Source organism: Nonomuraea sp. 3N208, from assembly GCF_052245935.1.
Taxonomy (GTDB): domain Bacteria; phylum Actinomycetota; class Actinomycetes; order Streptosporangiales; family Streptosporangiaceae; genus Nonomuraea.
Map to the genome: position 1 here is coordinate 139,859 of NZ_JBQQBR010000023.1, position 11,954 is coordinate 151,812.

General features: G+C 69.8%; 7 protein-coding genes. 4 read left to right on the forward strand and 3 right to left on the reverse strand.

Going from position 1 to position 11,954, the window contains the following annotated elements; genetic code table 11:
• Positions 1-152 precede the first annotated feature (152 nt).
• The gene (locus tag ACTWPT_RS32165) at positions 153-2,258 is read right to left on the reverse strand and encodes an ATP-binding protein (protein WP_443181252.1); all 2,106 of its coding nucleotides are present in this window, start codon (positions 2,256-2,258) and stop codon (positions 153-155) included.
• Complete coding sequence (locus tag ACTWPT_RS32170) at positions 2,255-4,585, reverse strand: ATP-binding protein (protein WP_443181253.1); 2,331 nt, start codon at positions 4,583-4,585, stop codon at positions 2,255-2,257. The genes ACTWPT_RS32165 and ACTWPT_RS32170 overlap by 4 nt, the downstream gene beginning before the upstream one ends.
• 363 nt (positions 4,586-4,948) lie before the next feature.
• On the opposite strand from ACTWPT_RS32170, the gene ACTWPT_RS32175 reads away from it, so the two are divergent.
• The 3 genes from ACTWPT_RS32175 (at position 4,949) to ACTWPT_RS32185 (ending at position 9,166) form a co-directional block, all read left to right on the forward strand.
• Complete coding sequence (locus ACTWPT_RS32175; protein WP_443181254.1) at positions 4,949-6,409, forward strand: pectinesterase family protein; 1,461 nt, start codon at positions 4,949-4,951, stop codon at positions 6,407-6,409.
• A gap of 29 nt (positions 6,410-6,438) precedes the next feature.
• The gene (locus ACTWPT_RS32180) at positions 6,439-7,677 is read left to right on the forward strand and encodes a hypothetical protein (protein WP_443181255.1); all 1,239 of its coding nucleotides are present in this window, start codon (positions 6,439-6,441) and stop codon (positions 7,675-7,677) included.
• Between the two features lie 466 nt (positions 7,678-8,143).
• Positions 8,144-9,166, forward strand: a complete 1,023-nt coding sequence (locus tag ACTWPT_RS32185; RefSeq protein ID WP_443181256.1) for a sugar-binding transcriptional regulator — start codon at positions 8,144-8,146, stop codon at positions 9,164-9,166.
• Here ACTWPT_RS32185 and ACTWPT_RS32190 read toward each other — a convergent pair.
• Positions 9,156-9,314: a hypothetical protein gene (locus ACTWPT_RS32190; protein ID WP_443181257.1), complete on the reverse strand. Its 159-nt coding sequence runs from the start codon at positions 9,312-9,314 to the stop codon at positions 9,156-9,158. The genes ACTWPT_RS32185 and ACTWPT_RS32190 overlap by 11 nt on opposite strands.
• A gap of 340 nt (positions 9,315-9,654) precedes the next feature.
• Here ACTWPT_RS32190 and ACTWPT_RS32195 point away from each other — a divergent pair, with 340 nt between their 5' ends.
• Positions 9,655-11,949 carry an Ig-like domain-containing protein gene (locus ACTWPT_RS32195; protein ID WP_443181258.1) on the forward strand — a complete coding sequence of 765 codons (2,295 nt, stop codon included), beginning with the start codon at positions 9,655-9,657 and terminating at the stop codon, positions 11,947-11,949.
• Positions 11,950-11,954 lie beyond the last annotated feature (5 nt).

Genomic DNA, 11,954 nt, shown 5'->3' on the forward strand with positions numbered 1-11,954 from the left:
TTCAGCTTCAGCTTATATAAGTCAAGACTGAATAATCGGTCGACACCAGCAAGGTGCCCACTTGCTCGGAACGGCCGCAGAGAACGTGAACGAGCTGGGCGAGCCGCTTGGGCGCGGCCCTGACCGGGAACGACGTTGTCCGGCGGTGCTCGTCATGGCTCTTCCAGCGCGTAGGCGACCGCCCGGGACAACTTGAGCCTCGTACCTTCCCGGAAGGCAGCCGTGTACGCCTGGGCTCCCAGCGCGCGACGTGCCCGCTCGACGCACTCCCGGTGTGACTTCACCTGGAACCGCGGCCGCGACGGAGAGGCGGTGACCACCCGCCACAGGTCGTGGGCGGCCCCCAGCAGCCGGGCGGCCCGCTCGTGCTGCCCGGCTGCCCCAGCGGTCCAGCCCAGCACCTCCAGGCACTGGAGAAGACCCCACCGGTCGTCGACGGCGCCCCAGTACGCGGTCACTTCCCGCATCTTGGCCTCGGCCTGGCGCCAGTCGCCCTGTTCCCAGCGGGCGATGCCCAGCGCATACAGTGCGTAAGCGCGGAAGAGCGCCGCGTTGCGCTCTTCACACATCATCACCAGTTCCTCACCGTACGCCGCGGCCCGGTCCGGACTCAGGTGGGCGGCGAAGAGAGTGGCGAAGTAGAGCGTGACCCCCACGGCGTGGACGTCGTCTCTCGCACGGTGACGGGTGAGAGCTTCCTCCAGAAGTGCGAGCCCGCCCTCAGGGTCGCCCTCGGCCAGCACCGCGACGCCGGACATCTGGGTGGCGAACGCGAGCACCGCCTCGTCCCTCGACTGCCGCGCAAGTGCCAAGCACTCCCGCAGGTCGGCTCCGGCCGCCGGATCGCCCTGGTAGAGGGCGAACAGCCCGCTGGCCCACAGGCCCATCGCCCTGGTGGCGTTCGGTCGTGACACGAGCGCGAGACCGCGTTTCAGCCAGTGCCGGCCTTCGCTGAACGCCCCGGCGACGAGCCAGTGGGCCCACAGCGCGGACGCGATCTCCAAACCGGCGGGCGCGTCACCGGGCCTGCCGAAGCAGAAGTCCAGGGCGACGCGCACGTTGGGAAGCTCCGCGTTCAGCGTCCGGTGGTGGTCGATCTGGCCTGGCTCCATCCGGTCCACGCGCACTCGCCCCGTCAGCCGGCGATAGTGGTCGATATAGCGCGCACGCAACGCCTCCGCGTCCGTGGCGGGCAGCCGTTGGCGGCCGTACTCGCGGATGGGCTCCAGCATGCGGTATCGGACTCCGCCGCCGTGCTGCTCCGCTCTGCACAGGATGGACTTGTCCGCCAGGCCGGCTATCAGATCCAGCACGTCCTCGCGTGCCAGACCCTGCCCGGAGCAGACGGCCTCGGCGGTCTCCAGATCCACGCCCCCCGGGAACATCGACAGCCGCTCCCACAGTCGTTGCTCACCGGACGTGCACAACCCGAAGCTCCAGTCCATGGTCGCCCGCAGGGTCTGGTGGCGTGCCAGCGTGCCGGGGCCGATCTCGGCCGGCACGTCCAGGCACTCCTCGAGCTCGTTCGCCAGATCTTCCACCGATACCGTGCGTAGCCGTACCGCCGCCAGCTCGATGGCCAGCGGAATCCCGTCGAGGCGCCGGGCCAGCCTGGCGACCGCCCAGGCGTTGGCCGCGTCGACGAGGAAACCCGGCCGGATGGTCGCCGCCAGCTCCGCGAAGAGGCGCACGGCGTCGCGCCGGGCGATGTCGCGCGTGGTGTCGCCGGGCTCGGGGACGGAGAGCGACGGCACACACAGCACCCGCTCGCCGTACACCCCGAGCGACTGCCGGCTGGTGGCCAGGATCCGCAGCCATGGGGTGTCACGCAGGAGCCGCTGCACCAGGCGGGCGCACGAATCCAGCAGATGCTCGCAGTTGTCCAGCACCAGCAGCATCCGTTTGTCGGCCAGACGCTCCACCAGCAGAGCCACGACGTCCGGTCCGGTGTCACGGATTCCCAGCGCGGCGGCCACGGCCGGGGCCAGCAGGTCCTCGTCGTCGATGGTGGCCAGCTCCACCAGCCGAACCCCGTCCCGGTACTTCTGCTGCGCGATCTCGCTGACACGTCGCGCCAGCCGCGTCTTGCCGACACCGCCCGCGCCGGTCAGGGTCAACAGGCGGGTCTTGGGCAGGATCCGCCTGACTTCGGAGATCTCATGCCTTCGTCCGACGAAGGCAGGGCTGTCGGGCTGCGACCAGTCCGCCACCGGCTGTTCGGCGGCCGGGACGTTCCGGATCGTGTCGTTCGCAGTCATGCTCGTGCGCCGCCGGGAGGTTCCTCGCCGGAGAGGCGGGCCTGCTCGACGACCCAGCCGGCGATCTGGGCCCTGGACTTGAAGCCGAGTTTGCGCAGGATGTGCTGGGTGTGGCCCTCGGCGGTGCGCTGAGCGATCACCAGCGCCGACGCGATCTCCTTATTGCTCATTCCCTGGGCGATAAGGCGGGCGATCTCCATCTCCCGTTCGGTGAGGGGCGAGCGCCAACCAGCCTCGCCGGATCGGCGGCGGGACGGCGCCTCCTCCATGAGGGCATAGGCGACCGCCTGCTCACGGGAGAGCCTGGCGCCCCGCTCGACGGCGGCCTGGAAGGCCGGCTCGCCAAGCGCGAGACGCGTACCGGCCTCGCATTCGTCGTGGTATCGGATGAGGTGACCGAATCCCAGGAGTGGCGCGCCGATCGACTCCCAGAGGTCACGCAGGATGCCCAGCAGCTCGCCGGCCCGCGTGAACTCCCTCTCCGAGGAAGCGATCCAGGCCAGCACCTCGACGTTGACCCCCACCCCGACCGAGTCGTCCAGCGCGTGAAAGACGCGCAGGCTCTGCTGTTCCAAGGCGGTCGCGCGCCGCGTGTCGCCTTGGCGCCAGAACTCGATGCCGAGCGCCGTCATCGCGTACGCCTTGTGCCAGCTCTCGCCATGAGCGTCGCAGACGGCGATGCTCTCCTCGGCAGCGGCGACGGCGCGTTCTGAGTCGCCGAGCAAGGAGTGCGCGAAGGAGAGCCAGGTCAGCGCCTGGACCTCGCCTGCTGGGTCTGCGGCGACGCGATGACGGGCCACCGCGTCCTCGAAGTATCCGATGGCCGATGCGGCGTCTCCCACCTGCATGGCGATCATTCCAGAGTAGAGCGCGACGTAGCCGAGGACCGGTTCGAGCCCGAGTTGCTCGCCGAGCGCTCTGCTCTCGGCGAGCAACTCGGCGGCCGAGGCCTGATCACCCTGGATGATGGCGAGCCGGCCGCATGCCCACAACGCCCGGGCCCTGACCTCGCACAGGCCGGCGGTGTCCGCGAGTCCCCGTTCGAGCCAGTCGCGTCCTTCGCCCAGATGACTGCCGGCGATCCAGTGGTAGAGGAGGTCGCTGGCCATGTCGATACAGAGCCCGGCGTGCTCGTCGTGGCAGTATTCCAGAGCCGTGCGCAGGTTGGGATGCTCGACCCGCAGCCGGTTCAGCAGTTTGACCTGGGCGGGGCCGAACAGCTGGGCCCGCGCCTCGCGTGACAGCTCCCGGTAGTAGTCGCGATACCGGCGTTTCAGCTGCTCCTCCTGCCCGGAGGCCATCAGCCGCTCCCTCCCGTACTGCCGGATCGTGTCCAGCAGCCGGTATCGCACTCCGCACGGATGCTCCTCCCCGATCAGGACGGACTTCTCCGTCAGGCCGACCACAAGGCCGACGATCTCGTCGCGGGTGATGCCGTCCCCGGCACAGACTGCTTCCGCCGCCTCCAGATCCAAGCTGCCTCTGAACACCGAGATGCGTGCCCACAGCAGGCGCTCCTTCTCGGTGCACAGCTCGTGGCTCCAGTCGATCAGGGCGCGCAGCGTCCGGTGGCGCGGCGCGGCGACAGTCGATCTCGCGGTGAGCAGCCGGAAACGATCGTCCAGCCGGTCGAGCAGTTGGTGGACCGAGAGCGCGCGCAGCAGCACGGCGGCGAGCTCGATGCCAAGCGGCAGGCCGTCCAGGCGGCGGCAGATCCGCTCGACGATGTCCTGGTTCTCGTTCGTGACGGTGAAACCGGGCAGGACGGCCTCGGCCCGGTCGGCGAAGAGCCGGGCCGCGTCGGACATGGGGTACGGCCCGCCGTGCTGGGCATCGGGGCCTAGCAGCGTCGGCACGGCGAACGCGTGCTCGCTGGTGATCCCCAGCAGCTGCCGGCTGGTGGCCAGGATGCGCAGCTCCGGGGCGGAGCTCAGCAGCGCCTGGGCCATCATGGCGGACTCGTTGAGTACGTGTTCACAACTATCCAGGAGGACCAGTGCCCGCTGCTCGCGCAGGTGATCCGTGAGCACCTGGATGGGCGGGTGGGGGGAGTGATCCTGGATCTTCAGCGCGCCGATCACGGCCTGAGGCAGCAGTGCGGGGTTGTTGAGCTCGGCGAGTTCGACCAGCCAGACTCCGTCGGGGAATGCCCGTCGCAGGTCGGCGGCGACGCGCAGAGCCAGCCGGGTCTTGCCGACGCCACCGGGACCGGTGAGGGTCACCATGCGGGCGTCGGCCATCAGGCGCTTGACCGTCGCCACTTCGTGCCGGCGCCCGATGAAACTTGTCAGCTCGGCAGGTAGTCCGTCGGTGTACGTGTGCGCCATGGGGCGCAATGTGGCATTGGTCATCGATGCCTCGCATCGGCTCCGGCGAGTAGGCGACCGCACGCGAAACGAGCCGACCTAACCAACATATGCCCCATGGCGTGTCCTGGACACCGGACGATATGCCTGGTCATCGCGTATGCCGGGGCCATATACCCGATCGCCGGCAACCCATGGCGAAGGTCGGACTCGCACATGGGACAGATTTTGCGAGGACCTGCCCGGCGCCGGTCCGGGCGCAAGCCGACCGCTTGATCAGGAACACCATCGACCGGCGCGCACAGACGAGCCTCCTGGCCTTGACCGACGCCGTGAAGCGGCATACATATATATTCACCAATCGATATCCATACGGAGCTGCGTGTGAAGGCGACACTCACGGTGGTCATGGCAGCAGCGGTGCTGATCGTTGGCCCAACGGCGGCGACGGCGGATCCGGATGCGGGCGTGCGGTTCTCGGTGCCGGGCCGGGTGGGAGGGGCCTGCGTGGATGCGCCCCTGCAGATCACCTTTCCGACACCCCCGGCGCTCGGCTCCTCGGGCGCGATCGAGGTGCGGCGCGCCGACGGCACGCCGGCCGACCGCGTCGAGGCGGCCTCGGCCAAGGACGACAGGAAGAACATCGGCGGCGCCGTCTCCGACACCGGGCTGCCACACGACTTCTCGTACGAGTCGATCACGATTGACGGGCGCACCGCGCGGGTCCATCTGCACCGTCAACTCGAATACGGGCAGAGCTACTACGTCACCGTCGACCCCGGTGTCTTCGCCGGCTTCGACGGCGTGCAGGAGCCGCGGAGCTGGCGCTTCACCACCCGCGAGCGCCCACATCCCTCTCGCCACCTGACGGTCTCCGCCACCGGGTCCGGCGACTTCTGCACCGTGCAGGGCGCCGTCGACGCCGTCCCGACCGGCAACGACCGGCCGGTGACCATCGACGTGCGACCCGGCGTCTACCACGAAATCGTCTACGTGCGCGAGGACCGGCCGCACATCACCGTGCGGGGCGCGGGCGCGCGGCGGACCGTGATCCAGTACGCCAACAACGACCTGCGCAACGGCGACGCGGCGCTGCGCGAGGACGGCGGACCCGCGGACGTGTGCCCGCGCCGCGTGCTGGAGACCTCGGACATCCACAACTGCTGGCGGGCCATGGTCGGGGTGGACGCGGCGGACTTCCGGATGAGCGACATCACGCTGCACAACACGACGGCGGACGGCGGGTCGCAGGCCGAGGCGTTCCGGGGCAACAACGAGCGCATCGCGCTCGAGCGGGTGAATCTGGTCAGTCATCAGGACACGCTGCGGCTGCAGGGCAAGGGGTTCGTCACCGACAGCCGGATCAGTGGTGACACCGACTTCGTGTGGGGCACCGGGACGGTGTTCATCCAGGATTCGGTGCTGGAGTCCACGGATGCCGGTTACATCTCGCAGAGCCGCAATGACGCCACCCGGCCGGGCGCGGTGTTCGTACGGACGCGGCTGACGCGGGCGCCGGGCGTGCCGGACGGGTCGGTCGTGCTGAGCCGGAGCGCGGTGTGGCGGTTCACGCACAGTCAGGCGGTGTTCATCGACACCGCGATGGACGCCCACATCGCCCCCGTGGGCTGGCAGATCGACCCGAACGACTGCGCGCAGGCGTCGACGCTGTCGTTCTGGGAGTACCGCAGCACCGACCTGGCCGGGCAAGCGGTCGACACCTCGCGGCGGCTGGCGTGCTCACGCCAGCTCACGACCGAGGAGGCGGAGCGGTGGAGTGAGCCCTCGTTCGTGCTGGGCGGCTGGGATCCCGAGGCTCGAGCGGAAAGGCGTCCCGAACAGTGACACGAGAGACCACGGGAAGGGAGCCGGGATTGGACAGGCCGGAGACGTTGTCGACCAGGCGCGGCGTGTTGGGTGGGGTGCTGGGCGGGCTCGGCGCGGCCGTCGTGGCGGGGGCCGCGGCGCGACCCGCCGCGGCGAGCGCGGCGGGCGACTTCGACGGTACCGCCGGGCGCGGGGGCAGGAGTGCGCCGCGTCCCGTGGCGCCGGTGAACCAGGAGGCCGCCGCCAGGTTCGGCCCCGAGTACAAGACGCTTCCCGCGGCCGCCGCCGGCGTGGACGTCGAGCCCCTGATCGGCATCGCGGCGATCGCCGACATCGAGGCCAGACGCAAGGCCATGATCGACTACATCTGGAAGGGCGCGGGCCGGCCGGACTCGCTGCCCGCCGTGGAGAGCGGCGTGGCCGCGCCCGAGTTCGCCGCGTTGACCGGCGTACGCAGGATCGACCGGCTCAAGGTCCCCCTGCGCTACCGGGTCACCGCGACCGTCTACGACCTCGTGCCGCATCGAGCCTGGAACCGCCGGCTGGCGCTGTACCACAACGGCCACGGCGAGCCGTTCGACACCATGCTCCGTACCGTTCAGGCGCTGCTGGAACGGGGTTACCGGGTGATGGTGTACGCGATGCCGTTCCACCATTGGAACCAGCAGCAGATCGCGGACCCCGCGGACCCGGCCAAGCTGCTGCCGAACCCCTCGCACCGCGAGCTGCCGCCATGGGAGACGGCCGGGTTCTCGGCGCTGACGTTCTTCCTCGAACCGCTCGCCGTCACGCTCAACTACGCGCAGGCCTCGTACCGGCCGCTGTCGGTGGAGATGATCGGTCTATCCGGCGGCGGCTGGACGACCACCGTCTACGCGGCGCTGGACCCGCGCGTGACGCGCAGCTATCCGGTGGCCGGGTCGCTGCCGTTCTTCCTGCGCCCGGCCGCGCCGAAGCCCCGGCCGACGATCGGCGACTGGGAGCAGACCAAGGAGGCGCTGCCCGGCTTCTACACCGGCTCCTCCGACGCCTACCTCGACATGTACGTCATGGCGTCCATCGGCCCCGGGCGCGGGCAGCTGCAGTTACTCAACCGGTTCGACGAGTGCTGCTTCAACGGGGTCGGGCACCGCGCCTACCAGGCGCCGGTACGGGACCGGGTGGCCTTGCTGGCGGAAGGGCGGCCCGAGGGCGGGCGCTGGGACCTGCTGGAGGACGCGACACACGACGACCACACGATCTCACCGCACGCGCTGTCCGTCATCCTGTGGGATCTTGACACCTGACATATCCCATTCAAGGGGATGCGGAAAATGACGCGGACGATCAATTCGCCATTGTGCAGCGCGATCCTTTCACTGAGCCTGGATATCCGAGTGCCGGCGGCCGCATATTTCGGCACAGGCGCAGGCGTACGCGTACCAGCATGGAGGAAAGCCGGGCGGAAATCGACCTGCCGCTGCGTTCGATGAAATGCGACGGTCAGCGGACGGCGCGCCCCGCGGCGGGCTCGGCGACTACCTCGTGACGCGCGGTTCATCCACGCTGGGAACCAGTAAGGGGTGGGCCGTTTGTCGGCGTAGTGCCGCATTCGGTGTATGGTCCCGCCGAGGGCTGTTGGGACCGTCAAGGCCGCAACCAGCCTTTCCTCGTGCGAGCGTCGCCGCGCGCTAGCAGAATGGCACTCGGCAGTGGCCCGGGCTCGCCACCGGACCAGCAGGAGCGGCGGAGCCGAAGCGGAGGCCAATGATCGTGGGAGCTGAAGGTCAGTTCGAGAAGGGCCGTACCGGCGGCGAGCCCGTGAGGCTCAGTGGCCGCCGGCTCAGCCAGGAGTCCGAACGCATGCGGCTCCTGGTGCGGGTCGCCCGCCTCTACCACGAACACGGCGTACGCCAGCCGCAGATCGCCGCCCAGCTGCGCATCTCGCAGCCCCGGGTGTCGCGGCTGCTCAAGGAGGCCGCGGAGATCGGCATCGTGCGGACGGTGGTCGTCGTGCCCAGCGGCGTGCACGCGCTGCTGGAAGAGGACCTCGAGCGTAAGTACGGCGTGGAGCAGATCATCGTGGTCGACGCCGCGGGCGACGACCACGACGTCGTCGCCGCGCTGGGCTCGGCCGGCGCAACCCATCTGGACGCCACCCTGATCGGCGGCGAGCACCTGGGCATCTCGTCGTGGAGTGCCAGCCTGCTGGCCACCGTCGAGGCGATGCAGCGGCGGCCGGTACGCGTGGCCGAGGAGGTCGTCCAGCTCATCGGCGGCGTGGGCAAGGGATCCGCGCAGGTCCAGGCCACCCGGCTGGCCGCCCACCTGGCCGACCTCACCGGCGCGGAACCGGTCTTCCTGCCCGCGCCCGGCCTCGTCGGCTCCGCCGCCGCCCGCCAGGCCCTGTCGGACGACCACGTGGTACGCCAGGTCGCGGAGGCCTGGTCGCGGCTGACGACGGTGCTGGTCGGCATCGGCGGCCTCGACCCGTCCCCGACACTGCAGGACAGCGGCAACGCCATCTCGGCGGAGGACTTGGAGACGCTGCGCGGGCTCGGCGCCGTGGGCGACGTGTGCCTGCGCTTCTTCGACGCCGAGGGGCGGCTGATCGACTCGCCGCTGGAGGAGCGCATTCTCGGCATCCCGGCCGCCGACCTGCTCCGGGTGCCGCGGCGCATCGCCATCGCGGGCGGACGCCGGAAGACGGCGGCCATCCGGGCTGCGTTGCGGGGCGGGTGGGTGAACACGCTCATCACGGATGTGGGTGTGGCGGAGGAACTCCTCAAGGATTGACGCCCGGCCGCAGCCGCCGGCCCCGGCGCGGGGCGGTGCCCGCGGTCACCAGGGCGGCGTCCGCGCCGCCCGCGCCGTTGTCAGCCCCGGTGCCGTCGGTGTTCTCGCCAGGCGCGCCGACGGCGCGGATGTTGCGGTGCGCCGACAACGGCCGCGACCGACACGGCGAGCCATGCCCGGAGTCCGCGCCGCCGGCGGTCGAGACCGCGGTAACGAGTGAGACGCCGACGCACGCGGAAAAGTTCGGCAGCGGTGGTCGGCGGGACAGCGCTCTCCCGGGTCGCGGGGGGCGAGCGGTGCCGTGGTTTACCGGGAAGCTGTCTCGCCGGAGAAGTGGTCTTGACAGTCACTAGCGGGTCGTTCACGATGTGATGAATCCACTCCATTCATGGCTGAATAAAAATTCTCAACGGCTACAGCATGGTCCGGAGTAATGCCACTCCGCGGCTCACCCTGCCTATTTCCGAGGCGGAAAGAGAGCGTTTCGCATGACCGAGGCCCTTGGCTTCGATCGCCAGGAATCTGAATTAAGCCGCCGCGATTTCGTGCGCTCCGCGGCAGTGGTCCCGCCCGCCATGGCATGGGGCGGGACGGCGGCGGCCGGCTCCAGCGGGGAGGTGCGGCAGGCGAGCACTGGCAGCAAGGTGGTCCCCGCCTTCCCGGGGGCGGAGGGCGCGGGCATGTACGTCACCGGCGGCCGCGGCGGCGCCGTCTACGAGGTGACCACGCTCGATGACGACGGCCCCGGCTCGCTCCGGGAGGCGGTCGCGAAGTCGGACGGGACGATCGTCTTCCGGGTCTCCGGCAACATCCATCTCAAGGGCGGCCTCGACATCACCGGCTCGAACCTCACGATCGCCGGCCAGACCGCCCCCGGCCACGGCATCAGCGTCAACGGCAACGAGACGAAGATCGCCGGGAACAACATCATCATCCGCTACCTGCGCTTCCGCGGCGGCGACGAGCTGGGCACCCCCATCGACACGTTCACCGCCCGCGGCGTGCGCGACGTCATCATCGACCACTGCTCGATCAGCTGGGGCGTGGACGAGTGCTTCTCCGTCTACGGCGTCACGAACGTCACCGTCCAGTGGTGCATCATCGCCGAGGGCCTGACGAACTCGGTCCACCCCAAGGGCCGCCACGGCATGGGCGGGCTGTGGGGCGGCGACAACGTCAGCTACCACCACAACCTGCTGGTCCATCAGTCCGCCCGCAACCCGCGCTTCAGCTTCACCGAGGGCATGGACATGGTGGTCGACCACCGCAACAACGTGATCTACAACTACGGGCACACGTCCTGCTACGGCGGCGAGTGGTCCAACGGGGTCAACATCATCGGCAACTACTACAAGCCGGGCCCCGACACGCTCGACCAGATCGCGCCGGTGATCGTCGCCCCGGGGCGGTTCGGGCAGTGGCATGTGAGCGCTAACCATGTCGCAGGCCATCCTGACGTCACCAGGGACAACAGCCGCGGGATCACCTATCCGGTGGGTGGCATCACGTTGCTGCCCAGGCCGGTGGAGCTGGAGCACGGCATCACCGAGCAGACGCCGGAGCAGGCGTACGCGGCGGTGCTGGACCAGGCCGGCGCCATCCTGCCGCGCCGCGACCCGATCGACGCCCGGCTGATCCACGAGGTGCGGACCGGCACCGGGCGGGCCATCAACTCGCAGCGGGACGTGGGCGGGTGGGCGCCCCTGCCGTCCGAGCCCGCGCCGGCCGACAGCGACCACGACGGCATGCCGGATGAGTGGGAGCGGGCGCAGGGGCTCGACCCGGGCAACGCCGACGACCGCAACGCGGTGGACGGCAGCGGCTACACCAACCTGGAGCGGTATCTCCATTCCATCCAGCGGGTAGGCAGCCGCAATCCCGAGATCGCGATCACGCAGCCCAAGCCGGATCAGGTGTTCACGGGCCCCCAGAGCGTGACCGTCCAGGCCGCGGCCAAGCCCGTGGATGGGGCGGGCATCGCCAAGGTCGAGTTCTTCCACGAGGACAAGAAGATCGGCGAGGCGACGGCGGCGCCTTACCAGGTGACCTGGGCGAATGCGCCAGACGGGTCCTACTGCCTCACGGCTCGGGCCACCGACACCACCGGGTCGGCGACCACGTCGTCGATCGTGCCCGTTCACGTCAATCGCAGCACCGGTGGCGTCGCACCGTGGCGGGCGCAGGACATCGGCGCCGTCCCCATTCCGGGCCACACGGCGCTCGACGGCGAGACGATCATCCTCAAGGGGTCGGGGAAGATCGCCGGGTGGAAGGACTCCTTCCACTTCGCCTACCAGGCCGTCGGGTTCAGCAAGCGGGGCGAGGTCATCGAGATCACCGCCCGGATCGACGAGGTGAGCAGAGCCCACATCGACGCCGTGGCCGGGGTGATGGTGCGGGAGGACCTCGCGGCCGGGTCGCCGTTCATGCTGGCCGCGCTCGGGTGGTCCGAGGACGGCAAGCGGGCCAAGGCGGTCCGGGCGGCCTCCACTGGTACACAGGCCAGCGTCGGCGTCTATCCGGCCACGTCGCAGGACCCCCTCAAGGGGGACACCGCGTACTGGCTGCGCCTGGTCTGCCGAAGCCTGCCGACCGGGGGGGACAACGAGTTCGAGGCGTTCCTCTCGGACAGCTCGCTCAACTGGACGCGCATCGGCTACGAGCGCATCGCGATGCGTACCGGCCGGTTCTTCATCGGCCTCGCCGTGGACGGCAACCAGGAGGCGAACGCCGTCCACCACTACACCACGGCCCGGTTCAGCCAGGTCAAGGTCAATCGCTAGACCGG